At 67.5% G+C, this 26,087-nt stretch carries 23 protein-coding genes and 1 tRNA gene; 9 read left to right on the top strand and 15 right to left on the bottom strand.

Going from position 1 to position 26,087, the window contains the following annotated elements; genetic code table 11:
- Nucleotides 1-8 precede the first annotated feature (8 nt).
- From lepA to ACMYLB_RS12115, 4 genes are all read right to left on the bottom strand, one after another.
- Nucleotides 9-1,808 (bottom strand): translation elongation factor 4, encoded by a 1,800-nt coding sequence (lepA, locus tag ACMYLB_RS12130; RefSeq protein WP_415907263.1) that lies wholly within the window; start codon nt 1,806-1,808, stop codon nt 9-11.
- Entirely contained in the window at nt 1,808-2,713 is a 906-nt protein-coding gene (fabD, locus tag ACMYLB_RS12125) for an ACP S-malonyltransferase (RefSeq protein ID WP_415907262.1), read from the bottom strand. Before fabD ends, lepA begins: the two co-directional genes overlap by 1 nt.
- A 112-nt stretch (nt 2,714-2,825) precedes the next feature.
- Complete coding sequence (locus ACMYLB_RS12120) at nt 2,826-3,647, bottom strand: hypothetical protein (RefSeq protein ID WP_415907261.1); 822 nt, start codon at nt 3,645-3,647, stop codon at nt 2,826-2,828.
- Nucleotides 3,644-4,738 carry a type IV pilus twitching motility protein PilT gene (locus tag ACMYLB_RS12115; protein ID WP_415907260.1) on the bottom strand — a complete coding sequence of 365 codons (1,095 nt, stop codon included), beginning with the start codon at nt 4,736-4,738 and terminating at the stop codon, nt 3,644-3,646. Before ACMYLB_RS12115 ends, ACMYLB_RS12120 begins: the two co-directional genes overlap by 4 nt.
- A 74-nt stretch (nt 4,739-4,812) precedes the next feature.
- Between ACMYLB_RS12115 and dapA the strand changes: the two genes are divergently transcribed.
- Genes dapA through ruvA form a run of 3 tightly spaced genes read left to right on the top strand, consistent with a single transcriptional unit; the run spans nt 4,813 to nt 7,047 of the window.
- The gene (gene dapA / locus ACMYLB_RS12110) at nt 4,813-5,709 is read left to right on the top strand and encodes a 4-hydroxy-tetrahydrodipicolinate synthase (protein WP_415907259.1); all 897 of its coding nucleotides are present in this window, start codon (nt 4,813-4,815) and stop codon (nt 5,707-5,709) included.
- 38 nt (nt 5,710-5,747) lie between these two features.
- Nucleotides 5,748-6,446 carry a 4-hydroxy-tetrahydrodipicolinate reductase gene (dapB, locus tag ACMYLB_RS12105; RefSeq protein WP_415911069.1) on the top strand — a complete coding sequence of 233 codons (699 nt, stop codon included), beginning with the start codon at nt 5,748-5,750 and terminating at the stop codon, nt 6,444-6,446.
- A gap of 1 nt (nt 6,447) precedes the next feature.
- On the top strand, nt 6,448-7,047 hold the full coding sequence (gene ruvA, locus ACMYLB_RS12100) for a Holliday junction branch migration protein RuvA (protein WP_415907258.1): 600 nt from the start codon (nt 6,448-6,450) through the stop codon (nt 7,045-7,047).
- 53 nt (nt 7,048-7,100) lie between these two features.
- On the opposite strand, the gene ACMYLB_RS12095 is transcribed toward ruvA, so the two are convergent.
- Both ACMYLB_RS12095 and ACMYLB_RS12090 read right to left on the bottom strand, forming a co-directional pair.
- Nucleotides 7,101-7,790 carry a hypothetical protein gene (locus tag ACMYLB_RS12095; RefSeq protein WP_415907257.1) on the bottom strand — a complete coding sequence of 230 codons (690 nt, stop codon included), beginning with the start codon at nt 7,788-7,790 and terminating at the stop codon, nt 7,101-7,103.
- Nucleotides 7,787-8,392 (bottom strand): sigma-70 family RNA polymerase sigma factor, encoded by a 606-nt coding sequence (locus ACMYLB_RS12090; RefSeq protein ID WP_415907255.1) that lies wholly within the window; start codon nt 8,390-8,392, stop codon nt 7,787-7,789. The genes ACMYLB_RS12095 and ACMYLB_RS12090 overlap by 4 nt, the downstream gene beginning before the upstream one ends.
- Nucleotides 8,393-8,580: 188 nt before the next feature.
- Between ACMYLB_RS12090 and ACMYLB_RS12085 the strand changes: the two genes are divergently transcribed.
- The 3 genes from ACMYLB_RS12085 to ACMYLB_RS12075 all read left to right on the top strand — a co-directional run bounded on the left by ACMYLB_RS12085 (nt 8,581) and on the right by ACMYLB_RS12075 (nt 10,066).
- Nucleotides 8,581-8,655: transfer RNA gene (locus ACMYLB_RS12085), tRNA-Lys, on the top strand.
- A 120-nt stretch (nt 8,656-8,775) separates the two neighbouring features.
- Complete coding sequence (locus ACMYLB_RS12080; RefSeq protein WP_415907254.1) at nt 8,776-9,447, top strand: response regulator; 672 nt, start codon at nt 8,776-8,778, stop codon at nt 9,445-9,447.
- A gap of 79 nt (nt 9,448-9,526) precedes the next feature.
- Nucleotides 9,527-10,066, top strand: coding sequence for an OmpA family protein (locus tag ACMYLB_RS12075; protein ID WP_415907253.1), 540 nt, complete (start codon nt 9,527-9,529; stop codon nt 10,064-10,066).
- 140 nt (nt 10,067-10,206) lie between these two features.
- On the opposite strand, the gene ACMYLB_RS12070 is transcribed toward ACMYLB_RS12075, so the two are convergent.
- The 3 genes from ACMYLB_RS12070 to ACMYLB_RS12060 all read right to left on the bottom strand — a co-directional run bounded on the left by ACMYLB_RS12070 (nt 10,207) and on the right by ACMYLB_RS12060 (nt 15,020).
- Nucleotides 10,207-11,577: a M20/M25/M40 family metallo-hydrolase gene (locus tag ACMYLB_RS12070; protein WP_415907252.1), complete on the bottom strand. Its 1,371-nt coding sequence runs from the start codon at nt 11,575-11,577 to the stop codon at nt 10,207-10,209.
- 137 nt (nt 11,578-11,714) lie between these two features.
- A complete protein-coding gene (gene purH, locus ACMYLB_RS12065; RefSeq protein WP_415907251.1) occupies nt 11,715-13,271 on the bottom strand; it encodes a bifunctional phosphoribosylaminoimidazolecarboxamide formyltransferase/IMP cyclohydrolase in 1,557 nt (518 codons plus the stop codon).
- Between the two features lie 123 nt (nt 13,272-13,394).
- Nucleotides 13,395-15,020 (bottom strand): formate--tetrahydrofolate ligase, encoded by a 1,626-nt coding sequence (locus ACMYLB_RS12060; RefSeq protein ID WP_415907250.1) that lies wholly within the window; start codon nt 15,018-15,020, stop codon nt 13,395-13,397.
- A gap of 54 nt (nt 15,021-15,074) precedes the next feature.
- Here ACMYLB_RS12060 and ACMYLB_RS12055 point away from each other — a divergent pair, with 54 nt between their 5' ends.
- Nucleotides 15,075-15,497 (top strand): ApaG domain, encoded by a 423-nt coding sequence (locus ACMYLB_RS12055; RefSeq protein WP_415907249.1) that lies wholly within the window; start codon nt 15,075-15,077, stop codon nt 15,495-15,497.
- Nucleotides 15,498-15,539: 42 nt separating this feature from the next.
- Complete coding sequence (locus tag ACMYLB_RS12050) at nt 15,540-16,898, top strand: MBL fold metallo-hydrolase (RefSeq protein ID WP_415907248.1); 1,359 nt, start codon at nt 15,540-15,542, stop codon at nt 16,896-16,898.
- Here ACMYLB_RS12050 and ACMYLB_RS12045 read toward each other — a convergent pair whose 3' ends face one another.
- The 6 genes from ACMYLB_RS12045 to uvrA form a co-directional block, all read right to left on the bottom strand.
- Nucleotides 16,899-17,693, bottom strand: a complete 795-nt coding sequence (locus ACMYLB_RS12045) for an inositol monophosphatase family protein (protein WP_415907247.1) — start codon at nt 17,691-17,693, stop codon at nt 16,899-16,901.
- Between the two features lie 72 nt (nt 17,694-17,765).
- Complete coding sequence (locus ACMYLB_RS12040) at nt 17,766-18,326, bottom strand: FmdB family transcriptional regulator (RefSeq protein WP_415907246.1); 561 nt, start codon at nt 18,324-18,326, stop codon at nt 17,766-17,768.
- 50 nt (nt 18,327-18,376) lie between these two features.
- Complete coding sequence (locus ACMYLB_RS12035; RefSeq protein WP_415907245.1) at nt 18,377-19,549, bottom strand: Y-family DNA polymerase; 1,173 nt, start codon at nt 19,547-19,549, stop codon at nt 18,377-18,379.
- Between the two features lie 116 nt (nt 19,550-19,665).
- Nucleotides 19,666-20,295, bottom strand: coding sequence for a hypothetical protein (locus ACMYLB_RS12030; RefSeq protein ID WP_415907244.1), 630 nt, complete (start codon nt 20,293-20,295; stop codon nt 19,666-19,668).
- A gap of 40 nt (nt 20,296-20,335) precedes the next feature.
- Nucleotides 20,336-20,905, bottom strand: a complete 570-nt coding sequence (locus ACMYLB_RS12025) for a DUF4252 domain-containing protein (RefSeq protein WP_415907243.1) — start codon at nt 20,903-20,905, stop codon at nt 20,336-20,338.
- A 114-nt stretch (nt 20,906-21,019) separates the two neighbouring features.
- Entirely contained in the window at nt 21,020-23,881 is a 2,862-nt protein-coding gene (gene uvrA, locus ACMYLB_RS12020) for an excinuclease ABC subunit UvrA (RefSeq protein ID WP_415907242.1), read from the bottom strand.
- 225 nt (nt 23,882-24,106) lie between these two features.
- Here uvrA and ACMYLB_RS12015 point away from each other — a divergent pair, with 225 nt between their 5' ends.
- On the top strand, nt 24,107-26,071 hold the full coding sequence (locus tag ACMYLB_RS12015; RefSeq protein ID WP_415907241.1) for a DUF1302 domain-containing protein: 1,965 nt from the start codon (nt 24,107-24,109) through the stop codon (nt 26,069-26,071).
- Nucleotides 26,072-26,087: the final 16 nt, after the last annotated feature.

Genomic DNA, 26,087 nt, shown 5'->3' with positions numbered 1-26,087 from the left:
CAGCGAACTCAGTTGTTGGTTTTCAGGACCTGGATGAAAGCGTCCGGCGGGATGGAGACCTTGCCGATCTGCTTCATCTTCTTCTTACCTTCCTTCTGCTTGTCGAGGAGCTTGCGCTTGCGGGTGATGTCGCCGCCGTAGCATTTCGCGGTGACGTCCTTGCGCATCTCGCGGACGTTGTCGCGGGCGATGATCTTGCCGCCGATGGCGGCCTGGACGGCGATCTTGAACATCTGCGGCGGGATGATGTCGGCCAGCTTCTCGCAGAGGGCGCGGCCCTGGGTCTCGGCCTTCGAGCGGTGCACGATGCTGGCGAAGGCGTCGACGGGATCCTGGTTCACGAGGATCTCCATCTTCACGAGGTCGGAGGGGCGATACTCGCCCAGCTCGTAGTCCATCGAGCCGTAGCCGCGGGTGATGCTCTTCAGGCGGTCGTTGAAATCGACGAGGATTTCGTTGAGCGGGAGCGTGCACGTCAGCATGACGCGGTTCGAGTCGAGCGTGTCGGTGTGGTCGACGGTGCCGCGCTTCTCCATGATGAGGTTCAGGATGTCGCCCATGAACTCGTTCGGGATGTGGATGGAGGCCTTGATCGTCGGCTCGGAGATGGTCTCGATCGAGGCGGGATCGGGCAAGTTGACCGGGTTGTCGATCTCGATCTCGTCCTTGCCGTGGGTCTTCACCCGGTAGACGACGCTCGGATAGGTGGAGATGATGTCGACGTCGTATTCGCGACGGATGCGCTCCTGGATGACTTCCATGTGCAGGAGACCGAGGAAGCCGCAGCGGAATCCGAAACCGAGCGCGACGGACGACTCGGTGGCGTAGATGAGGGCCGAGTCGTTGAGGCGGAGCTTGCCGAGGGCGACCTTGAGCTTCTCGTAGTCGTCCGACTCGAGCGGATAGAGGCCGCAGTAGACCATCGGGCGCACTTCCTTGTAGCCCGGCAGCATCTCGGTGGCGGGCTTGTTGGCGTGCGTGATCGTGTCGCCGATCTTGATCTCGTCGGTGCTCTTGATGTTCGAGACGATGTAGCCGACGTCGCCGGGGCCGAGTTCGCCGATCTTCTCCATCGCCGGGCGGAACACGCCGACCTCCTTCACTTCGGAGCGCTGGCCGGTGCTCATCAGCATCATCATCTCCCCGGCCTTGATCGTGCCGGAGAAGACGCGGGCGTAGGAGATGACGCCGCGGTAGGAGTCGTATTTCGAGTCGAAGACCAGCGCACGTAGCGTCGGGTAATCCGTCCAGCGCGGCGGCGGGATGCGCGTCACGACGGCCTCGAGGATGTCCTCGATGCCGATGCCGGCCTTGCCGCTGGCGAGGATCGCCTCCTCGCCGGGGATCGTGAGGATGTCCTCCAGCTGCTTGGTGCACAGCTCGAGGTTGGCGCTCGGCAGGTCGATCTTGTTAATGACCGGGATGACCTTGAGGCCCTGGTTGAACGCGAGGTGCGCGTTCGCCACGGTCTGCGCCTCAACGCCCTGCGCGGCGTCGATGAGCAGCAGCGCGCCTTCACACGCGGCGAGCGAACGCGAGACTTCGTAGGAGAAGTCGACGTGTCCCGGCGTGTCGGTGAGGTGCAGCTTGTAGGTCTTACCGTCCTTGGCCTTGTAGTGCATCACCACCGGATGCATCTTGATGGTGATGCCGCGCTCCTTTTCGAGGTCCATCGCGTCGAGGTGCTGATCGGTCAGCACGCGCTGCGACACGGTGTTGGTGTATTCGAGCAGGCGGTCGGACAGCGTCGTCTTGCCGTGATCGACGTGCGCGATGATGCAGAAATTTCGGGTCAGCAGGTCGGGCATCAGGCAGGGAGTTCGGAGAGTTCGTTGAAGGACTTCACGACCCACGCCTTCTCGGTGCGGCGCGCGAGGCCGGCGAGGACGCCGCCCGGGCCGCATTCCCAGAATTCGGTCGCGCCCGCCGCGACGGCGCTGCGCATGCAGTCCTCCCAGAGCACGCTGGAGACGACCTGCTTGACCAGCGCGGCGCGGATGTCGGCGGGCTCGCTGACCGCCTGGCCGGTGGTGTTGGTGAAGACGGTGAACGCGGGCCGGTGAAACGCGACGCCCTCGAGGAAGGCCGCGAACTCCGCGCGCGCCGGCTCCATCAGGCGGCTGTGGTAGGCGCCGGCGACGTTGAGGGGCATCACGCGCTTGAGGCCCTTGTCCTTCGCCGCCGCGACGAGGGCGTCGACCTTGGCCTTCTCGCCGGAAACGATGATCTGGCCCGGGGCGTTGAAGTTGGCCGCCTCGATGTCGAACTCGCGGCACAGTTCGTAAACCTTCGCGCGCTCCTCGCCGATGATCGCGGCCATGCCGCCGACGCTCTTCTCGCAGGCCTGCTGCATGAGCTCGCCGCGTCGCGCGACGACCTTGAGTCCCGTGGCGAAGTCAAAAACGCCCGCCGCGGTCAGCGCCGTGACCTCGCCGAGACTGAGGCCGAGGGCGAATTTCACGTCCGGCAGCTTGCCGCGCTCCTTCAGCGCGGCCACGACTGCGAGGCCGTGCACGAACAACGCCGGCTGACACACCTTCGTCTGCGTGAGATCGGCCTCCGGACCCTCGAAGCTCAGGCGCTTCAAGTCCCAGCCGAGCACCTGGTTGGCTTGGTCGTAAAGCGCCCGCGCGGCGGCCGAGCCGTCGTAAAGCGACTTGCCCATGCCGACCTTTTGGGCGCCCTGCCCTGCGAAAAGAAGTGCCAGTGACATAGATGAAAGGGGCCGGTTAAACCGGTCCGCCGCGCCGAATCCAAGCCCTAAAATTTCTTCAACTGGGGGAAGAATTTCTTGTCCTCGGCGGGCGGCGGCGGGAGCGCGTGCTTCAGGTCCACTTTCGCGCGTTCCGGCAGGCTATAAATCGTGTCCGTCGCCGGCCCGGGCGCGGGCGCAGCCGCGACCGGCGCCACCTCCGCCACCGGGGGCGCAACTCGCCCCGTTGAACCGGCTGGTCGGCCGGCGGCAGCCCGAGCGCCTGCACGAAGGGATTGCCGCCCGTGCCGCGCGGGGCGTCCAAGGACGGCAGCGGCGAACTGCCGGCAGGCGGCGTGGCACCGGGCGCCGCCTCGGCGGGAAGACCGGCTTCGCGTGTCGCGCCGCCAAGCGCGTCCTTGAGCACGTCGCGCACGGGCGAGTTCGCCAGCCATTCCTTCATGAACGGAGCAAACGGGTCCGCCGCGGCGCGCTGCAGGTCGGCCGGGTCCGGCGCGCTCGCCTCCAATCGCTTCGCCTCGGTGTCGGTCCGCTGGCGCTCGTAGAGCCGCAGGAAGTAATCCGGCGAAGAGGGATCGAGCGGCGGCTCCCCGGCACGCTCGCGCTTGTCGGCGTCCCGCCCGTTGGCAGACGTGCTCTTGCGATCGAGCTTCTCGACCCCCTCGAGCAGCCACTGCCTCGTCTCCGGATTCGATCGATCCTTCGTGCCTTCGTCGGGGCGCCGCGGTGGCGGCAGACCGAGGTCCTGTCCAGGCGTCGCCAACCGGGGCAAATCGAGCTTCCGACTGCCGGCGGTGCCGGCCTTCTGCGCGGCCTCGTCCTTCTTCAGCGACTGGAGCTGCTCCTTGGTGCGCGCGAGCGGCGCGTCGGGATCGTCCGCCGCGGCGGCGAGCGCGGCGGCGCCGAGCGCGGCCCATGCGATCCAGCGCCTCACGTCTTGAAGAAGATGCCCTTGAGGTTCATCTCCAGCGCCTGCGGATTGGGCGAGAAACGCAGGCCGTCGGCCTTGCTGATTTTGCCCTCCTTGATGAGACGGTAGAGGTCCTTGTTGAAGGACTTCGACATGCCGTCGGCGCCCGAGTCGAGGAGCTGCTGGATCTTGTCGTTCTGGCCCTCGAGGATGAGGTTTCGCATCGTCGCGTCGGCGACCATGATCTCGTGCGCGGCGAAACGGCCGCCCCCCTCGAGCGCGGGGATGAGCTTCTGGCAGATGAAGCCCCGCAGCGAGCCGGCGATCTGGCGGCGCGCCTGCGCGATCTGCTCGGGCGGGAAGAACTCGAAGAGGCGCGTCAGCGACTGGGCGACGGTGGCGGCGTGCATCGTCGAGAACACCAAGTGGCCCGTCTCGGCGGCGGAGATCGCGGTCTCGAACGTCTCCTTGTCGCGCATTTCGCCGATGAGAATGATGTCGGGATTTTGGCGCAGCACGGATTTGATCGCCATTTCGAAGTTCGGCACGTCGATGCCGATCTCGCGCTGCTGGAAGACGGACTTGTCGTCGCTGAAGGTGTATTCGATTGGGTCCTCGATCGAGACGATGTGCTTGTCGAGATTCTGGTTAATCCAGTTCAGCATCGCGGCCATCGTCGAGCTCTTGCCCGAGCCGGTGGCGCCGCACACGAGCAGGATGCCGTCCTTGGCCTGCGCCAGCTTGATCAGCGTCTCGCCCTCGATCTTCAACTCCTCGAAAGTCGGCGGACGGCTCTTGATATGACGCAACACGATCGACACCGTCCCGCGCTGGTGAAACCCGTTGACGCGGAAGCGCCCGACGTCGGCCGCGGCGTAGGCGAAGTCCACCTGCCCGTCCCGTTCCCAGTTCGGCCGGAACACCTGCGGCACGTGCTCGGTCACCCAAGCATCGGCCTGCTCGTGGGTAATCGGATCCATCTCGACCGCCCGCAGGCGCCCGCCCATGCGCAGGTAGCCAGGTTTGTTGGACTTGATCACAATGTCGCTCGCGCCGCTCTCGACGGCGAGCTTCAGCAGATCGTTCATGATTTCCGTGTGGACCGTTGTGCTCATGGGGAATTTTGGGCGTGAACCGGCAGCGAAGCTTGTTTTGCCTACGGACTTCCGAATCGTTGAGACAACTTTCCATGAAGTCCAGCCGCCCCTTCACCGGGACCATCACCGCCCTCGTCACGCCGTTCAAGAATGGCGCGGTCGCCTACGACGACCTGCGCGCGCTCGTTAATTTCCAGATAAAATCCGGCATCGACGGCATCGTCTCGGTCGGCACCACCGGCGAGTCGCCGACGCTCGATCACGAGGAGCATCTCGATGTCATCCGCGCGACGATCGAGGTCGCGCGCGGCCGGACGCCGGTCATCGCGGGCACCGGCTCGAACTCCACCAAGGAAGCCATCCACCTGACCAAGGAATCCGATCGCGCCGGCGCCGACGCCATGCTCGTCGTCGCCCCCTACTACAACAAGCCGACGCAGCAGGGCATCTTCGAGTATTTCTGCGCCGTCGCCGATGCGACCGACAAGCCGATCATCCTCTACTCCATCCCGGGCCGCTGCGGCGTCGAGATCAGCGTCGGCGTGATCGAAAAGCTCCGCGCCCGCTACCGCCACGTCGCCTGGGTCAAGGAGGCCGGCGGCTCCGTCGACCGCGTCGACCAGATCCTCCAGGCCTGCGGCGACTCCGTCACGGTGCTCAGCGGCGACGACTCCCTCACCCTGCCCTTCATGTCCGTCGGCGCCAAGGGCGTGATCTCCGTCGCCTCGAACCTCTACCCGAAGGAGACGGGCAGGATGGTCCGGCTCGCGCTCGCCGGCGACTACGCCAAGGCCCGTGCGCTGCACCGGAAGCTCTACCCGATGTTCAAGGCAATCTTCATCGAGGCCAACCCCGTCCCGATCAAGGCCGCCCTCGCCCGCGCCGGCCACATCGCCTCGGACGAAGTGCGCTCGCCGCTCTGCCCGTTGCTCGAAGCCAGCCGCTCCACCCTCTTCGGCGTGCTCGACACGCTCGCCGCCAAGAAGTGAGCACGCCCCGCCTCATCATCAACGGCGCCAAGGGCCGCATGGGCCACGCGCTCCTCGCCGCCGCCGCCGACCTCAAGCTCCCGGTCGCCGCCGCCGTCGACGCGGGCGACGATCTCGCGGCCGCGATGGCCCAGGGCGACGTCGTGGTCGACTTCAGCGTGCACAGCGCGACCCACCGCGTGATCGAGCTCGCCGTCGCGCAGCGGAAGGCCCTCGTCATCGGCACGACCGGACATCCGGCCGACGAGAAGCGGAAACTCGCCGCCCTCGCCGCGCAGATCCCGACCGTCTGGGCGGGCAACTTTTCCGTCGGCGTGAACCTGCTCTTCGCCCTCACCCGCCGCGCGACCCGCATCCTCGGCGCCGACTACGACACCGAGGTCGTGGAGATGCACCACCGCTTCAAGAAGGACGCCCCCAGCGGCACCGCGGCGCGGCTGCTCGAGATCATCCTCGAGGAGCGCAAGCTCGCCGCGGCCGACGCGCTGCGGCACGGCCGCTCCGGCATCACCGGCGAACGCCAGCCGACCGAGGTGGGCGTGCACGCCCTCCGCGGCGGCGACGTCGTCGGCGACCACACCGTCATCTACGCCGCCCTCGGCGAGCGCGTCGAACTCACGCACAAGGCGAGCGACCGCCAGATTTTCGCCCGCGGCGCCCTGCGCGCCGCGCAGTGGATCGTCGGCCAGAAGCCCGGCGTCTACGACATGCAGGACGTGCTCGGCCTCAAGGATTGAGATGATCACGCGCATCACCGGCACGCTCGTCAGCGCCTCTCCCCTTCAAGCCGTGATCGAGACCGGCGGGCTCGCCTACGAGGTGCTCATCCCGGTCACGACCGCCGAGCGCCTGCCCCCGGCCGGCCAGCAGGCGCGCCTGCACACGCTCGTCGTCTACCGCGAGGATTCGCAGACGATGTATGGCTTTGCCAGCGAGGCGGAGCGCGACTTCTTCCGCCTGCTGGTCGAGAAGGTCTCCGGCATCGGCCCGAAGACGGCGCTGAGCATCTTCAGCAAGTTGTCGCTGCCCGTGCTGCAGGGAGCGATCGCCTCGGGCGACGTCGCCCTCCTCGCCAAGTGCCCCGGCATCGGCAAGAAGACGGCCGAACGCCTGGTGATTGAACTGCGCGACAAGCTGGGTGCGACCGTGGCGGTCGCGGCGCCCGCCGGCGCGGGCGAGTCCCCGGCGCCCGCGGACAACAAGGTTCGCGATGCGGTCATGGCCCTCGTCGCCCTCGGCTACAAGGCGGCGGATGCCGACAAGTCGGTGCGGCAGGCGTGGGTCGCACTCGGCCCGACGGCGACGACCGAGGCGCTGATCAAGAAGGCGCTCGGCTAAAACAAAGCCCGCGTCGGTCGACGCGGGCTGGCAGTCTGCGGACTGGCGGATGCTCAGCGCTGGAACTGGAACGCCGTGAACTCCGTCTGCAGGCGCGGGTTCTTGCGGTTCGGGAGCGTGTTGGCGCGGTTGGGCAGCGCGTTGCGCTCGTCGAAGACGCCGTCGTCAAAAAGCGAGTTCAGTCGCGGCGCGCTGGTGCCGTTCTGCAGGGAGAGCAGCCGCTCCTCCTCCTGGCGCAGCGACGCGAAGAGCGCCGTGTAGTCGCGGGACGGGATGGTGGCGCTCGGGAGCTCCACCTTGCGCGGCGTTTCCGTCGCGGCCGGCGCCGGCGCGGGCTGGGCGACGGCGACCGCCGCCGCGGGGGCGGATGGCGCGGCCGCGAGGGCCGGCGACACGGTGGCATCGGTGCCGGTCAGGTTCGAGCGCATGACCACGAAGGCCACGCACGCCGCGGCAGCGAGACCGCTGGCCGCGTAGGCCCAGCGCAGGCGGCGCTGGCGGACGCGGCCGCGGATGTGCTCGATGCTGGCGGGCGCGTGGACCGGCTGGCCGGCCTGCTCGGACTGCGCGCGGAAGCTCTCGTAGACGAGCTTGGTGGCGCGGTGCATCCGGCAGTATTGCAGGTAAACCTGGCGGCGCCGCGGGTTGGATTGAATCTCCAACTCCAGCTCGGCGACCTCTGCCGGCGAAGCTTGCCGGTCGATGTAGAGGTTAACCAGTTCCGTGAAACGTGTGTCCTTCATTGCTGAAATTCCTCCCCTAGTTTTTCGCGCAGGCTTTCGCGGGCGCGGGCGATGCGGCTTTTGACCGTGCCGACGCTGATGCCGAGAATCTCGGCGATTTCCTCGTAAGAAAGATTCCGGACGTTGCGCAGGATCAGGATCTCCCGGTGCTTCTCGTTCAGCTCCTCCATGCACTCGGCCACGCGGCTGACGAACTCCTGCGTGACAGTGGCATCCTCGGGCGTCTCCTGCTCGGCCGGGATGAGCTCGGCGATGGTGGTGTCGTTGTCGGCGCCCAGCGGGGCGTCGAACGAGATGGATTGGTCGCGCTTGCGCCGCCACCAATACCAGTAGCGGTTGCGGGCGAGGTTCGTGGCGATCTGGTAGAGCCACGTGGAGAACGCCGACTCGCCGCGGAAATTCGTGAGCCCGCGGTGGGCGCGGATGAAGGCGTCTTGGGTGACCTCCTCGGCATCCTGCTGGTTGCGCAGGAGCTGATTGACCATCGCGTAGATGCGATCCCAATAACGCGAAACGAGCTGGTCGAACGCGGCGGAATCCCCGCCTTTGAAGCGTTCCACCAGCATGCGATCCAATGCGACTTCTTGGGCCTTGGCTGTCATGTGCTCAGGCTCGTTTGGATCAGGAAAGTTGTGAATTGTTCCCACAGTTTTTGCTCCCGGGCGCCGCGGTGCTAAATCCACGGCAGCCGACTGATGCGCGCTACGGTGAGCAGCCGCGCGTCCGTTGCCAAATAATTCTTGCGTTGGCCCCCAACTGAAAAAATAAACTGCCGCCTTCCTCGGGTAACGGGTCGATAGCTCAATGGTAGAGCAGCGTCCTTTTAAGTCGTTGGTTCTGGGTTCGAATCCCAGTCGACCCACCACCTTTTGAAAAACTTGTGAACCCAGCCTCGGAAAACATCCGGGTTGTGTTTTTAGGTCTGTTTGTCTTACCTCCGCAAAGTTTTACCTAACTAAGCCTCAGGCATTTCTCTCACCCGCACGTGGCTACGCCTCCCCAAGTCAAACGCATCGTCATCGTCGAAGACCAAACCGCCATTCGCGAGATGCTCGCGGAAATTCTTCGGATCGACCCGAGTTACAAGATCGTCGGCGAAACCGGCGATGGCCAGGCCGCCTGCAACCTCTGCCTCGAGCTGAAGCCGGACGTCATCGTCCTCGACGCGCGCCTGCCCGGCCTGAGCGGGGTCGACATCCTGCGCCGCATCGCCAAGCAGCTGAAGACGACGCGCGTGATGGTCTTCTCCGGTTACGAGAGTCCCGCGCTCGTGCGCGAGATGCTCGAGGCCGGCGCGCACGGGTTCGTCGAGAAGACGGCCGGCCTGACCGAGTTCAAGAAGGGCCTCGAGACCGTCGCGAACGGCGGCACGTATTTCGGCCCCGGCGTCGCCGCCCTGCTGCGCAACGTCGTCGCGAACAACTCCCCCACTTCCGGCGCCGATCTGCTGACGGATCGCGAACGCGAGATCCTCAAGCTCGTGGCGGAGAGCCACAGCACCAAGGAAATCGCCCAGAAGCTCGGCATCAGCGTCAAGACGGTCGACAACCACCGCACCAACCTGATGCGGAAGCTCAACCTGCACGACGTCGCCAGCCTCACCCGTTACGCCCTCGAGATCGGTCTCATCGACCACCGCACCCAGGCGTGGGTGTGATGACGGCACGCGCGGGGTTTTAATTCTTGCCGCGTCCCGGCGGTTAATCGTTAACTCCGCCATCCTCGTCTCCCTTTCCATGAAGCATCTCAAGAAGCTCCTCAGCGTCGCGCTCGCCGGCTCCGTGCTGCTGCTCGCGGCCTGCTCCAAGAAACCCGTGCGCGACCCTAACGCGGGCGCGAATCAGATGGGCAACACCATCGATCCGAACTCGGTTGCCATCCCGCAGGATCAAGCGCCGAACACCGATCTCGTTCCCCGCACGACTGAAACCCCCTTCGGCAAGAGCGTCGTGGAGCCCGTCTATTTCGAATTCGACCGCTCGGCCGTTCCGGAGAAGGAACGCGCGAAGATCGAGGGCGCCGTCAAGTGGCTCAAGGACAACGCCGACAAGCGCCTCGTCCTCGAAGGTCACTGCGACTGGCGCGGCACCGCCGAATACAACCTCGGCCTCGGCGATCGCCGTGCGAACGCCGTCCGCCGCTACCTCGAGCACCTCGGCATCGACCCGAAGCGCCTCGAGATCCTCTCCAAGGGCTCGACCGAGGCCAAGCAGGGCGGCACCGACGCCGAGTGGGCCAAGGACCGCCGCGTCGACTTCATCGAGCTGACGAAGTAAGCGCGTCCCGCGCCTCCCGCTTCCCAAGCCGCGGTTCGCCGCGGCTTTTTTGTTTTCGCGCCGGCTCCCCTCGCCGACCCCAAAGAAAAGCGGCGCCGCGAGGCGCCGCTGGAAAATCGCAACCGGGATCGCGGGAACCGTCAGCCCTTGGCAAGTTCGCGCAGCACGCGCTGGCTCGTCTCGATGCCCTTCTTCATCACGCGGAGGTCGAACCCCTCGTTCGGCGCGTGCAGGTTGTCCTCGGGCAGGAACAGACCCATCATGACCGCATCGAGGCCGAGCACGGTCTTGATGTCGGCGATCAGGCCGACGCTGCCGCCCTCGCGGAGGTAGAGCGGCTCCTTGCCCCAGACTTCCTTTGTCGCCTTGTCGAGCGCGCGGAAGCACGCGGCGAGCTTCGGCGACTGGTTCTTCGGCGTGTTCGAGCGATCCGGCGGGATGACGACGTAGGGCGTCGCGACGTGCTGCTCGGTGATCTTGATCGTCACGCCCTTCGGGCAGCGCTTCTTCACCGTGTCGAAGATCAGCTTCTTCATGTTCTCCGGCGTCTGATTCGGCACCAGACGGCAGGTGACCTTCGCCGAGGCCTTGCTCGGGATAACGGTCTTCGTGCCCTCGCCCTGGTAGCCGCCGCTGAAGCCGTTGAACTCGAGCGTGGGCAGGAAACGGATGGCCTCGAACGGCGTGTAGCCGGGCGGCGTGTGGAATTTCGGCACGCCGAGGAATTTCTGGTAGGCGTCCTTCTTCATGCCCGCCTTCTTGAGCTGCGCGCGCTCCCAGCCCTCGGGCTCGACGACCTTGTTGTAGAAGCCCGGGATGTTCACGCGGCCGTCCGGCGTGTGCAGCGACGCGCACAGCTCGGCGAGCGCCTGCAGCGGATTGAGCAGCACGCCGCCGTGCATGCCGGAGTGCAGGTCCGACTTCGGACCGGTCAGCTCGATCTCGAACGCGAGCATGCCGCGCAGGCCGACGGTCACGACCATCTGGTCGGGCGACGGGATGCCGTTGTCCGACATGAAAATGAAGTCCGCGTCCAGGCGGTGCTTGTTCGCGCGGAGGAAGCTCTTGAAGTTCTTCGAGCCGATCTCCTCCTCGCCCTCGACCACGAAGGTGATGTTGAGCGGCAGATCGGGTTGTTCCTCCAGCAGGCGGCCGACGGCGGTCACGTGCACCAACAGCGGGCCCTTGTTGTCGGCGGTGCCACGGCCGTAGATACGGTTGCCCTTGATCGTGGCCTCGAACGGCGGCGTGTCCCACTTGGCGAGCGGATCGGGCGGCTGCACGTCGTAGTGGCCGTAGATGATCACGTGCGGCGACGTCGTGTTGACGATGCGCTTGGCGACGATGACCGGGTGCAGCTGCGTCGGGACGGCTTCGACGCTGAAGCCGATCTCCTTGAACAACGAAATCAGAAACTCCTGCGCGCCCACCATGCCGTCCTTGAACTTCGGATCGGCGGAGACGCTGGCGTGACGGACGTATTCCTTCAGTTTTTCAACGGGGTCGAACATGTCCGCAACTTGGCCCAGCCCGGAGGCGCTCGCCAGCCGAAAGCGGCCGGCTTGGCCGTTGGTAGAGGCGCTTCACGGGAGCTGCGGCGCGCTCATGCGCCCGCCGCCCTCGCCCGCCTCCGCACGGCGCGCGCCGCTCAGTGTTTGAAGTGGCGGACGCCGGTGAAGACCATCGCCATGCCGCGCTCGTCGGCGGCCTTGATGACCTCCTCGTCGCGGATCGCGCCGCCCGGCTGGATCGCGGCCGTGGCGCCGGCATCGGCGGCGGCCAGCAGGCCGTCGGGGAACGGAAACAGCGCCTCGCTGGCGACGACCGAGCCCTTCAGGTCGAGCTTCGCCTCGCCCGCCTTCCAGACCGCGATGCGCGAGCTGTCGACGCGCGCCATCTGCCCGGCGCCGACGCCGAGCGTCTGCTCGCCGCGGCAGTAGACGATGGCGTTCGACTTGACGTGCTTGCAGACCTTCCAGCCGAAGAGCAGCGCGTCCCACTCCTCCGCGGTCGGCTGGCGCTTCGTCACGACCTTGCAGCCAGTGATCCGCTCCATCGAGCGGTCGCGGTCCTGCACGAGCACGCCGCCGACGACCGAGCGCACCTCCTGCAGCGCGTCGGCGCCGATGCCGCCCTTGGCGATCATGAGGCGGAGGTTCTTTTTCTTGGCGAAGATCGCCAGCGCCTCGTCGCTGAAGCGCGGTGCGATGATCACCTCGGTGAAGATGTCCTTGATCTGCTCCGCCACGTCCTGGCCGAGGGTCTGGTTGACGACGATGATGCCGCCGAAGGGCGCCTGGCGGTCCGTCGCGTAGGCCTTCTCCCATGCGCCGAGCAGCGTGTCCGCGCTCGCGACGCCGCACGGGTTCGTGTGCTTGAGGATCGCGACGGTCGGTTTCTCGAACTCGCCGATCAGGTAGGTCGCCGAGGTGATGTCCAAAATGTTGTTATAGCTGAGCTCCTTGCCCTGCAGCTGCTGGAAGTGCTCGTGGAACGTGCCGTAGAGCGCGGCCTTCTGGTGCGGATTCTCGCCGTAGCGCAGGCTCTGTGCCTTCTTGAGCGAGAGCGTGAACGTCGCCGGGAAGCCGCTCAGCGCCTCGAGGTCCGGCTCGTCCTGCTGCGTCTCGAGATACTTGGCGATCGCGGTGTCGTAGGCGCCGGTGCGCTGGAAGACCTTGAGCGCGAGCTTGCGCCGGAGCGCCTTGAGCTCCGCGCTCCCCTCGCCCGCCGCCAGCGCCGCGAGCACGCCGGTGTAGTCGGCGGGGTCGCAGACGACGGTGACGCTCTCGTGGTTCTTCGCCGCGCTGCGCAGCATCGACGGGCCGCCGATGTCGATGTTCTCGATCGCCTCCTCGAATTCCACGTGCGGCTTCGCCACCGTCTGCTCGAACGGATAGAGGTTCACGACCACGAGATCGATGAGGCCGATCCCGTGCTCCTTCGCCGCCGCGAGGTGGTCCGGCTTGTCGCGCCGGCACAGCAGGCCGCCGTGGATTTTCGGGTGCAGCGTCTTCACGCGGCCCTCCATCATCTCGGGGAAGCCCGTGTGCGCGCTCACCTCGGTGACGGGCAGCCCCGCCTCCGCGAGCAGTTTGGCGGTGCCGCCGGTCGACAGCAGCTGGTAGCCGTGGGAACGGACGAGAGCCGTGGCGAAGTCCACCAGGCCGCGTTTGTCGGAGACGGAAAGGAGCGCGAGCTTAGCCATTAATCTAGAGACTCGGGCGGCACGGAGGCTGGCAAGCGGGAAAACCTCCCGTGACGCGCCGGCGCAGCCGCCGGGCGGCCCACCGGCATCGGTGGCGGTCCGGCGGCCGGGGTAGGCGTCGGGCTAGGTGCCCGAAATTCCCACGATCTCCCCGTTCGCGTCCACGTCGATGCGCTCCGCGGCCGGGACCTTCGGCAGCGCCGGCATGCGCATCATCTGGCCGGTCAGCGCCACCACGAAGCCGGCGCCGGCCGCCAGCTCGAAGTCGCGGACGGTGATCTTGAAGCCGCGCGGCCGGCCGAGCTTCTCGGGGTCGTCGGAGAGCGAGTTCTGGGTCTTGGCCATGCAGACCGGCAGCTTGCCGAAGCCCGCGATCTCGAGCAGCCCCAGCTTGATCTCGGCCGCGGGCAGGATCTCGACGCCGTCGGCGGCGTAGAACCGGCTGGCAATCGCCTCCATCTTCTCCCGGATCGGCTGCTCGTCGCGGTAGGTGAACTGCAGCGGCGGCGTGCTCGACAGGATCGAGTGCAGCACCGTCTCGGCGAGCGCCAGGCCGCCCTCGCCGCCCTTCTCGAACACCTCCGAAATCTCGCATTCGACGCCCAGCGCGTGACAGAACGCGCGCACGCGCACGAGCTCGTCCTCGGCGTCGGTCGGGAACCGGTTCAGCGCGACGGTGACCGGGCGGGCGAAATTCCGCGCTGCGGTCACGTGCGCCTCGAGGTTGGCCAGGCCGCGCTCGAGGGCGGCGAAATCCGGCCGCGCGAGCTCCGTGGCCGGCGCGCCGCCGTGGAGCTTCAGCGCGCGCACCGTCGCCACGATCACGATCGCGTCGGGGTTGAGACCGCTCTGCCGGCACTTGATGTCGATGAACTTCTCGCCGCCCAGGTCGAAGGCGAAACCCGCCTCCGTGACGACGAAATCGGCGTGCGCGAGGGCCATGCGGGTCGCGAGCACGGAGTTGCAGCCGTGCGCGATGTTGCCGAACGGCCCGCCGTGCACGAAGGCCGGCACGCCCTCGACCGTCTGCACGAGATTGGGCTTGATGGCGTCGCGCAGCAGCGCGAGCAGCGCGCCCGTCGCCCGAAACTCCGCGGCGCGCACCGGCACGCCCTCGGTGGTGAAGCCGATCACGATGCGGTCGAGGCGCTCGCGCAGGTCGGCCATCGATTCGCTCAGGCAGAGGATCGCCATGATCTCCGACGCCGCCGTGATGTCGAAGCCGCTGCGGCGCTCGCCGGCCTTGGCCTCGAGGTTGACGATGATGTTGCGCAGGGCGCGGTCGTTCACGTCGAGCACGCGCTTCCACAGCACCTGCGTCGGGGTGAGCCGCGTCTGCCGCAGGTAGAGCTGGTTGTCGATGATCGAGGCCAGCAGGTTGTGCGCGGAGGTGATGGCGTGGAAATCGCCCGTGAAGTGCAGGTTGATGTCCGTCGCCGGCTGCACCGTGCTGCGCCCGCCGCCCGTGGCCCCGCCCTTGCGGCCGAAGACCGGCCCCATCGAGGGCTGGCGCAGGGCGAGCGCGGCGCGCTTGCCGAGCTTGGCGATGCCCTGGGCGAGACCGATCGACGTCACGGTCTTCCCCTCGCCCGCCGGCGTCGGCGTGATGGCCGACACCAGGATCAGTTTCCCGCGCGGCGGCTGGTCGGCGAGCGCCGCCAGCGCCACCTTCGCCTTGTCATGGCCGAAAAGCAGGAGATGCTTTTCCGCGATCCCAATCTCCCTCGCGAGCTCCGCGATATTCTTCATGGGTTCCTCCGGTAAAACGATTCAACCTCGCTGCGAAATTTCGCTCAACGCCTAATGCCCGCCGCCCCGCTGGAATTACCCGGACTTCGCGTCGAATTAGATAAACTCGTCTACCGGCACGGCGGCGACGAGCTGCCGCCCGACCGTCCGCACGCGTTCATCTACTACCTCACGATCCACAACGACGCCGACCGGACCGTCACCCTGCTCGGCCGGAAATGGGTCGTCGAGCACGACGACGGCACGCGCCTGGTGATCGAGGGCGACCGCATCGTGGGCGAGACCCCGCGCCTGGCGCCGGGCGAGCATTTTTCCTACAACAGCTACCACGTCACCGCCACCGACGCGCGCGTGCACGGGAGTTTCCACGGTGTCGACGAGTTCGGCGCGCACGTCTTCGTGCGCATCCCGTCCTTCGCGCTCGAGATCCCCCGGTGTGAGCCGCCCCGCGCCCCGCCCCTGCGTGCTGCGCTTTAACTTGCGCTCGCCCGGCGCGTGCGCCTCCTTGGCAGGCCCGCAATGAAGCTCATCGATCTCAATCGCGACGGCGGCATCGGCGCCAACTCCCTCTACTGCCAGCTCGGCGATTTCCACTTCGTCATCGATAGCGGCCTGCATCCGAAACAGGTCGGACGCCAGGCCGCCCCCGACCTGACGCCGCTGCGGGGCGTCGAGCTCGACCTGATCATCATCACGCACTGCCACCTCGACCACATCGGCTCGCTGCCGATCCTGATGCGCGAGCACCCCGGCGTGCCCGTGGTCATGACGCAGCCCAGCCGCATGATCATCGACCGCATGCTGCACAACTCCGCCAACGTCATGGTGCGCGAGCGCGAGGAGAAGGGCGTGATGGACTACCCGCTCTTCACCCACGACGAGATCGACCGCCTGATGCCCCGGCTGCACGCCCACGGCTTCAACAACCCGAAGAAATTCTCGGGCCGGCGCGACGAGATCGAGTTCACCTTCTTCCCCGCCGGCCACATCGTCGGCGCCGCCGGCGTGGAGATCGTGCACAAGCACCGCCGCATCTTCTTCACCGGCGACGTCCTCTTCGAGGCGCAGCGCACGCTGAACCCCGCGAAGTTCCCCCACGCCCACTACGACACCCTCGTGATGGAGACCACGCGCGGCGCCACCGAGCGCCCCGCCGATCACTCGCGCCTCCGCGAGGTCACGCGACTGGTCGACACGATCAACGAGACGCTCCAGCGCGACGGCTCCGTGCTCATCCCCGTCTTCGCTCTTGGCCGCATGCAGGAAATCCTCGCCGTGCTCCACGACGCGAAGAAGTTCGGCAAGCTGGTCGAGTCGCCCATCTTCGCCTCCGGCCTCGGCATGGACCTGTGCGACTACTTCGACGAGATCGCGAAGAAGACCGGCCAGGTGCACTTCACGCGCACGATCCTGAAGGACCTCGGCATCCGCAAGACCCCGCGCGACCTCCAGCCCGGCAAGCAGCCGCCGCAGCAGGGCATCTATGTCGTCAGCTCCGGCATGGTGGTGGAGAACACGCCGTCCTACGTCCTCGCCTCCGCCCTCGCCGGCAACGCGAAGAACTCGATCTGCTTCGTCGGCTACTGCGATCCCGACACCGCCGGCGGCCGCCTGCTGGCGGCGAAGAAGGGCGACGATTTCCTCTTCGATGCGGCGAACGTGAAGACGAAGATCCGCTGCCACATCGAGCGCTTCGATCTCTCCGGCCACGCCGACCGCGAGGAGCTGCTCGACTTCGCCGTCACGACCAAGCCGCGCTCCCTCGTCGTCACCCACGGCGACCCGCCCGCCCGGGCGTGGTTCATGCAGCAGCTCGCCGAGCAGCTCCCGCACACCAAGCTCCTCGATCCGGTGCCGCTGCAGGAATATCGCGTCTGATCAGCGGCCGAGCACCTCGTGCAGCTTCGCCACCATGGCGGCGTTGCCGGCGAGGTATTGGACGCGCGGGCTCTTCAGCCAGAATTCCTTCAGCGGAAACGGCGTCGGCGTGAGGTAATCCAGCTTGCCGCCGCCCTCCTCGATCATCGCGGCGGCCGCGGCGATGTCCCAGAGCTTGTTGTTGTGCTCGACGACGCCGTCGAGATGCCCGGTGGCGCAATACGCCAGGTGCAGCGCGCTGCTGCCGAGGCCGCGGATCTTGAAGGTCTCGATGAGGCGCTTGCCCTCGGCGGCGTAGCTCTTCTCCACCGGCGAGTGGAAACCGATCAGGCTGTGGCCGTGCGGCGCCTCAGGCGCCACGCGCGCGGGCTTGCCGTCGTCCCACACGCCGCGATCGCGACCGCCGTGCATCAGGACCCGGCGGGCCATGTCGTAGATCACGCCGTAGACCGGCACGCCGTCCTCGAGCAGCGCGAGCGAGATCGAGACGTAGATGATGCCGTTGGCGTAGTTGTTCGTGCCGTCGATCGGATCGAGAATCCAGCAGTAGCGCGCCGTGACCGGCACCGGGTGGTCCGTGACCGCCAGCTCCTCGCTGAAGAACTGGTCCTCCGGGAACTGCTTCGTGATCGACGCCATGATCGCCTCGGAGATCGCGATGTCGACGGGCGTGACGCGGGTGCCGTCGTATTTGATCTGTGCCTTCGTGCGGCCGAACTCGGCGTGGAGCCGGCCGGTCTCGGCCAGGACGGCGGCTTTGGCGGCTTCGATGCGGGAATCGATGGCGGAGGACATTCCGCGCAAAGGAACACGAGAACGGCCAAGAACCAAGCGCAGAGTGTCCGCGGGCCGCTCGCGCCCCGCGGCTCAGTCGTAGTCGTAGAGCTTCGGGTCGCGCACCGGCGGCGGCCGGCGCCGCTTGAACCGGGCGCGTCCTTCCCGCGGCTCCGGCGGCTTGCCGGCGCCCGCCAGCGGATCGCCGCCCAGGGAGGCATCGGCACCAGGCTCCGGCCCGAAGCCCTCGCCCATCTGCGCCTCGAGCGCGTCGGGGTCGGCGCCCTCCTCGAGCTTGCGGACGGCCTCCTCCATCGGCTCGTCGAGCTTCTCGCCGCTCAGCTCGGCCATGCGCCGCATCAGGCGCGCCATGGCGCGCGGGTCGTTCTCGTCGACATTGGAAAACTCGCGCTCCATCGCGCCCATCGCCGCCTCCATCCGTGCGTCTTCGGCCGCGTCGCCCGACGCCGCAGGCGCCGGAGCGGCGGTCTCCTCCTGGCGGGCGCCGCCGATGGCAAAGCCCGAGACCATCTTCACCATGCGCGCCTGGGGATCGTCAGGACAGCGCGGCGTGCGTTTCCCCTGCGCGAGCGTCTTGGCGAAGAACGAGTAGATCTTGTGCGTGTCGGGGCTGTAATACTCGTAGATGGGCATGGCGTGACGGCTCCACCGATTGCGCGCCGAAGCTCGGTTTCAAACCGAAATTAGCCGCGCTCGCCGCCGAGCTGGTGCCCGCGCTTCACGGTCGGGTTCTTGCCCGTGTTCAGTTTGTCGAGCACCGCCGCGAGCCGGCGTTTCTTCTCGTCGGTCTGGCCGAACATCTCGAGCTGGGCCGCGGGCTCCTCGATGCCGGAGAAGCGCACGCTCACGAGCCGCAAGGGCCGGCGCTTCGTCCAGGCCGCCTTGAGCAACGGAGCCACGAGTGGGTAAAAGGGCGCCTCGAGGTCCGACGACTCGCTGAGGCTGCGCCCGCTGGAGCTGTCCTCCATGCCGGGATAGCGCACCTTCACCGTCAGCGTGCGCGCGCGTTTGCCGTCGGCGCGGATCGAGGGCATGAGGTCGTCGATCATGCGCTTGGCGATGCGCTCGATGGTGGCGAAATCCCAGATGTCCTCGCCGAACGTCTCCTGCTGCGAATACGACTTCGCGTCCTCGTGATCGACGTGGACCACGCGGTCGTCCTCCCCGCGCGCCATGCGCCGGACCTCGTCGGCGAAATTGCCGAACGTGTCCTCGAGCTGGCGCTCGGTCAGCGCCAGCACGTCGCGCACGAGCTGCAGCCCGGCGGCTTTCAGGCGCTCCTCGGTTTTCCGGCCGATGCCGGGCAGGACGCCGATCGGCAGCGGGGCGAGGAACTCCGCCTCCTGTCCCGGCGGCACCACGGTGAAGCCGCGCGGCTTGCGGGCCTTGCTGGCGATGGCGGCGACGAGCTTGTTGGCGGCGATGCCGAACGAGGTCGGGATCTGCAGCTCGTCCCAGATGCGCTGCTGGAGCGCGCGCACGCGCGCCTCGATCTCGGCGGCGGTCTTGAACCCGCACATGGCAAGGTCGAGGTAGCCTTCGTCGATGGAGTTGCGCTGCACGATGGGCGTGAGCGCCTCGCACCGGTCGAACATCTCGCGCGATTTCTTGCCGTAGAGCCCGGAGGTGTGCGGCAGCAGGATCAGGTCCGGGCAGACGCGCAGCGCGAGCTTGGTCGGCATTGGCGTGTAGACGCCCGCCGCGCGCGCCTCGTAGCTGGCGGAGGAAATGATGCCGCGCTCGCGGCCGCCGACGGCGGTCTTCTGGCCGCGCAGGTCCGGGCGCAACGCCAGCTCGCACGACACGAAGAACGCGTCGGCGTCGAGGTGGACGATGGTCGGCAGGGCACGGGTCACGCCGGCAGTCTTGGCGCAAATCGCCCGCGCGCAACCCCGCGTCGACACGGGCAAGAAAAGCCCGCGTCGGACGACGCGGGCGGAGGGATGGCGGGCGCGCGGGATGCGGGCGGCGTTCAGAGGGTCAGCTGGTGGCGCGCGACGAGCTTTTTGACCTGCTCCGGGGTGTGCCGCTCGACGAGTTCGCCGAGCGTCTCCGGATCGACCGTGGTCGAGGCGATGACGAGCTCGCGGTCGTTGACCACCGCGACGCAGATGTCGAGCGGATCGCCCGCGTCGAGATCGTCGGAGGTGTAGACCAGGACGGCCTCGGCGCCGTTGCGCTCGGACACGCCGACCAGGCGCGTCCAGCCGCGGCGCTTCATCACCCGGTCGGTCTCGACGAAAAGCTGTTCGCGCGACCACTCGCTGCGGCCGCTCCCGCGCTGGTAGACGCCGACGCTGGCGTGCTTGACCGCGGCGAGCGCGAGGCGGGCGTCGGCCACCTCGGGCTTGCGCACGAAGAGCAGTCCGCCGCGCACGGCGCCAATGGTGATGCGGCCGACGCTGCACTGGACCTTAGTGTGCCAGTCGGCGTTGGTGGCGGCCATCACCTGGCGGCGGAGCGCCGCGGCATCGCTGTCGAGGGTGACGTAGCTCGCGACCGCAACCGCCAGGATGACAAAGGGCGCGAGGCAGAGACCGAGCACCCAGGGCCAGAGGCGGCGGCGCGGGGCGACAGGAGCGGGCGGATTCGTCGGGTTCATGGCGGTGCGGGCTGGAAGTGGCGGAGGCGGCGGTGCGGGATCAGGCCTTGGCCTTCACCTTGAGCTTCATGCCGCGCAGCGGCTCGATGTCGTATTTCTCGGCCAGCGCGCCGATCTTGTCGGCGTTGATGCTGCCGACCACGTTCACGAAGACGGCCTCGCCCTTGTGGTCGATGACGGTGACCACGAGTCCTTCGATGACGTCCTCGCCCTTCAGCTTGGCGAAGATGGCGACGTCATCGCCCTTGTTCGCTTCGCGGACGGTGACCATGCGGTGCCAGCCGGCCTTCTCGAGCTTGGCGCGGACCGCCTCGATCTTCTCGACGTTGGCGGCGCGATTGGCGTCGTCGAGGCCGACGACGTTGACGCGGATGCGCTGGATGTCGCCGACGATGTCGGCGGCGTCCTCGTCCTGATGCTTGGCGATGCGCGCCGCGAACTTGAGCAGCGCGGGCGAGAGATTGACCTCGACGAACTGGCCCTTGGCGGACGGCAGCAGCTGGCCGATGTCGACGAAGCCGGCGTCTTCGTCAGCGGCGAAGGCGGCGGTGGCGGTGAGCGCCAGCGACACGGTCGCGGCGGCGAGGAGGGAGCGGAGGGAGTTTTTCATGGGTTTAGGTAACGGGAGGTTGGTGGGTCGGATGCTCCCAACACCCCGGAGGCCTCCGCAAAGTTGCGGAAATTCCGCGCGCTCCCCTGCCCGCCCCGTCCCCGCGGCTCCGGCCTACTTCGCCGGGACCGCCGCCCGCCACTGCCGCAACGCCTCGCCGGTGAGCGACCGCGGCTCCCGTTCGATGCCCGGGCGCGGGCCGGCGTAGACGATCTCGCCCCCCTCCGGGCCGCCGCCGGGGCCGAGGTCGATCAGCCAGTCGGCGAGGTGGATGACGTCGAGATTGTGCTCGATGATGACGACGGTGTTGCCGGCGTCGCGCAGCTTGAAGAGCAGGTCCATCAGACGCTGGATGTCCGTCCAGTGCAGTCCGGTGGTGGGCTCGTCGAGGATGTAGAGCGTGCGGCCCTGCTCGCGCTTGCTGAGTTCGAGGGAGAGCTTGAGGCGCTGGGCCTCGCCGCCGCTGAGTGTCGTGGCGGACTGGCCGAGCGAGAGGTAGCCGAGGCCGACGGCGTCGAGCGTCGCGAGCTTTTCGGTGATGCGGGGGATGGCGCGGAACAGCTCCATCGCCTCGCGCACGGTGAGGTCGAGCACGTCGGCGATGTTCTTGCCGTGGTAGCGCACCTCGAGCGTCTCGCGGTTGAAGCGGCGACCGTCGCAGCTCGGGCACGGCGCGAAGGCGTCGGCCATGAACTGCATGTCGAGGCGGATCTGGCCGTCGCCCTGACAGCGTTCGCAGCGGCCGCCGCGGACGTTGAACGAGAAGCGGCTGGCCTTGTAGCCGCGCACCTTGGCCAGCGGCAGCTGGGCGAAGAGATCGCGCAGGAGGTCGAGCAGGCCGACGTAGCTCGCGGGATTCGAGCGCGGGCTGCGGCCGATCGGCTCCTGGTCGACCTGCACGGTCTTCTCGAAGTGCTCGAGGCCGGTGAGACCCTTGTGCTTTCCCGGCAGGGTCTTCGCGCCGTTCAGCTTGCGCGCCGTGGCGGTGGCGAGGATGTCGTTCACGAGCGAGCTCTTGCCCGAGCCGGAAACGCCGGTGACGCACGTGAGCAAGCCGACCGGAAAGGCGGCGTCGACCTGCTGGAGGTTGTGCTCGCTGGCGCCGCGCACGGTCAGCCAGCGGCCGTCCGGCGCGAGCGTCTTGGCGTCCTTCATCACGCCCATCTTTCGCGCGAGATACGGGCCCGTGCGCGAGGCGGAGGCGGGCAACTGCGCGCAGTCGGCCGGCGTGCCTTGGAAAAGAATCTCGCCGCCCTCGCGCCCGGCGCCGGGGCCAAGTTCGATGAGTTGGTCGGCGATGCGCATCGTGTCCTCGTCGTGCTCGACGACCACGACGGTGTTGCCGCGGTCGCGCAGGTCGCGGAGCGTCGCGAGGAGCTTCTGGTTGTCGCGGGCGTGCAGCCCGATGCTCGGCTCGTCGAGCACGTAGATGACGCCGACGAGGCCCATGCCGAGCTGCGTCGCCAGTCGCACGCGCTGCGACTCGCCGCCCGAGAGCGTGCTGTATTCGCGGTCGAGCGTGAGGTAGCCGAGGCCGGTCTCGCGGAGAAAATGCAGCCGCTGCTCCACGCCTTCGACCACCTCGGCCACGGCCTCGATCGAGCCGAGCTTGCCTGGCACCTCGCGGAGGAAGGCCAGCGCGTGCGTGATGTCCATCGCGCTGAACTCCGGATAGGCCACGCCGGTCAGGCGGACGGCGGCGCTGCGGGGGTTGAGCCGCGAGCCGCGGCACAACGGGCACTCGCCGCTGACCATGAACGTCGTTAGGCGCGCGCGGAAGCCGTCGCTGTCGGTCTCGCGGAAGCTTTCCATCAGGTCGGCCACGACGCCCGGGAACGGCATGGCCTTCGGCTCGCGCATGCGGCGGAGCTTGAAGCTGAACAGGCGCTCCCCCGCCCCGTGCAGGATCAGCGCGCGCGTCTCCTCCGGAAGCTGCTTCCACGGCACGTCCGGGTCGAACGGCAGCTGCTCGGCCAGCTGCTTGAGCAGGGCGTTGTGCTTGATGATGAGATTTTTTCCGCCGATGCGCCACGGCTTGATCGCGCCCTCGCGGACGGATTTTTCGGGATCGGGAATGATCAGCTCGTCGCTGAACGTCAGCTGCCGGCCGAGGCCGCTGCAGTCGGGGCAGGCGCCCTCCTTGTGGTTGAAGGAAAAGTGCCGCGGCGTCAGCGGCTCGAAGACATCGCCGCAAACTTCGCAGGCCAGGTTCTGGCTCAGCGGGATCTCGCGCCACGGCGCCTCGGCCGTCCGCTGCACGAGCACGAGCGCGCGGCTCTGGCCCTCGCGGAAGGCGAGCTCGAGCGAATCGGCGACACGGCTGCGCTGGTCGGCGTTGAGCACGACGCGATCCAGCACGAGCTCGACCGCGATCTCGGTCGTGCCGGTCGGGATCAGCCGCGTTTCCTCGAGCGACTTCACCTCGCCGGCGATGCGCACGCGCTGGAAGCCGCGCTGGCGCAGGCGGGGCAGCTCGTCGCGCAGGACGGACGGCTTCGCCTTCATGAACGGCGCGAGGATGAGCGCGCGTTCGGCGGGCGCATCGCGGAAAAGCTGGTCGATGCAGTCGTCGAGCGAGCGCTTCACGACGCGACCGCCGTCCTTCGGGCAGCGCTGCTCGCCGCAGAGCGACCAGAGCAGGCGCGCGTAGTCCGCCACTTCGGTCACGGTCGCGACCGTGCTGCGCGGCGAGCCGGTGCCGGTGCGCTGCTCGATCGCGAGGACCGGCGAAAGACCGTGGATGAAATCGACGTCGGGCTTCTTCAGCTGCTCGAGGATCTGCCGCGCCTGCGCCGACAGGCTCTCCATGTATTTCCGGTAGCCCTCGGCGTAGAGCGTGTCGAACGCCAGCGAGCTCTTGCCGGAGCCGCTGGGCCCGGTGATGACCACCAGCTTTCCCCGGGGGATGCGCACCTCGAGATTCCGGAGGTTGTGCTCCCGGGCTCCCTTGATGTGGATGTGCGCAGCGGCGTCCATGCGCCCACCGTTGCCGTTTCGCGGTCGAGGTCAAAACGCTAATGGCGAAACCAAACTCCTGCCCCTCCGTGGATTAAGTCTTGAAGTCATAAACGAAACGCCGCTTCATCCGCCGCAACCCAAGCAAGCCGTTCGCTTGCGCTGCACTCCCCCAAGAAACCGTCCCTCCAGCCGCCCAGTGTAAGGGCGGCGGTGACTCCCATCGCAATGAACCCAAGCAAACCTATGCATCGTCGTCTGCGCGTGCAGACGATTGCCGCCCTGACCGCCGCCCTGTGCGTTGCGCCCCTCTCGCGGGCCATCGTGCTGGATTTCGGCGAGGTCAAGGGGCACTTCGATACCACGCTGTCCGTCGGCGGGCTCTACCGCCTCAACCCGCCCAGCCCCGACCTCTACGGCATCAGCAACACCTACAACGGCGTCGCCGGCAAACAGCGCTCGGTGAACGCCGACGACGGCGACCTGAACTACGGCAGCTCCCTCGTTTCCGCGCTGCTCAAGGCCAGCCACGATCTCGAGCTGAACTACAAGAACAGCGGCCTGTTCGTCCGCGGCTTCTACTTCACCGACTTCGTCAACACCAACGGCCAGCGCAAGAAGGCCGCGCTCTCCAACGAGGCGCAGCGCATCGTCGGCGAGGGCGGCGAGCTCCTCGATGCCTACGTCTACTTCAAGCCCACCCTCGGCACGATGCCCGCGCGTCTCGCGATCGGCAAACAGGTGCTGAGCTGGGGCGAGAGCACGTTCATCCCGAACGGCATCAACTCGGTCAACCCGATCGACGTCGCCAAGCTCCGCACGCCGGGCTCCGAGCTGAAGGAAGCCCTCCGTCCGCTCAACATGGTGTCCGCCTCGCTCGGCCTCACCGACAAGCTCACGGCCGAGGCCTTCTACCTCCTCGACTGGGAGCGCACGCGCGTCGATCCGCCGGGCACGTATTTCTCGACCAATGACTTCGTCGCCCGGGGCGGCACCAAGGTCTACCTCGGCTTCGGCGCCATCAACGACGGCTCCTCGCTCGGCGCGATCATGCGCGGCACCGACAACGAGCCCGGCGCCTCCGGCCAGTGGGGCCTCGCGTTCCGCTACCTCGCCGAGAACCTCAACAACACCGAGTTCGCGGTCTACTACATGAACTACCACAGCCGCCTCCCGGTGATCTCGGCCCGCACGCCGACGGTGCCGGTCAACGGCGCGCTCGCGGCCTCGGACTCCGCCGCCCTGCTCCAGGCCAACACGGCGTTCATGACCGGCCTCGTCACGGCGGTGGGCCCGACCAACGTCGCCAGTTCGCTCAGCACGCTCATCGGCGCCACGCTCACCGGCGTGCCCGCCAGCGCCCTGCCCGCCACGCTCCAGCCGTTCTACGCCACCGTCGCCTCCGTCACCGGCCAGCTCGCCCAGCGCGAGCTCCTCAAGTCCGCCGCCACCGGCAACTACCTGATCGAGTTCCCCGAGGACATCCACCTCTTCGGCGCGAGCTTCAACACCAACCTCGCCGGCGTCGCCCTCCAGGGCGAGCTCAGCTACCGCAACAACCAGCCGTTCCAGGTCGACGACGTGGAGCTGCTCTTCGCCGCGCTCTCGCCGCTCAGCTCGCGCTTCTCCTACAACCAGCTCGGCAGCTACGCGCTCAACACCTACATCCCCGGTTACCGGCGCCACAAGGTCTGGACCGGCCAGATGACCGCCACGAAGGTCGCGCGCGGCATCTTCGGCGCCGACCAGACCACGATGATCGCCGAGGTCGGCTACGTCCACGCCGACATCCCCAACCCCGGCACGCTCCGCTACGACGGTCCCGGCACCTTCGTCGGCGGCGACATCAACTACATGAACGCCTCCGGCAGCAACGCCTCGGGCGTCGAGCCGCTCTACGAGCCCGCCAGCGCGTTCGCCACGAAGTTCTCCTGGGGCTACCAGCTCGTCGGCCGCCTCGACTACAACAACGCCTTCGCCGGCGTGAACGTCTCCCCGCTCGTGCTCTTCTCGCACGACGTCAGCGGCAACACGCCGCTCCCGATGGGCAACTTCCGCGAGGGCCGCAAGACGGTCACCGTCGGTGCCGACTTCAGCTTCCAGAACGCCTGGGCGCTCGAGCTGCGCTACGTGAACTTCTTCGGCGCGGGCCGCTACAATCTCCTCGGCGACCGCGACTACGTTTCCGCCACGCTGAAGTATTCGTTCTAACCCCGCGCCCCCAGTA

This window comes from Oleiharenicola sp. Vm1 (assembly GCF_047777955.1).
In the GTDB taxonomy this organism is placed as follows: domain Bacteria; phylum Verrucomicrobiota; class Verrucomicrobiia; order Opitutales; family Opitutaceae; genus Didemnitutus.
The sequence above is the reverse complement of the archived record's forward strand: the minus strand, read 5'-3'. Positions and strand labels throughout refer to the sequence as shown.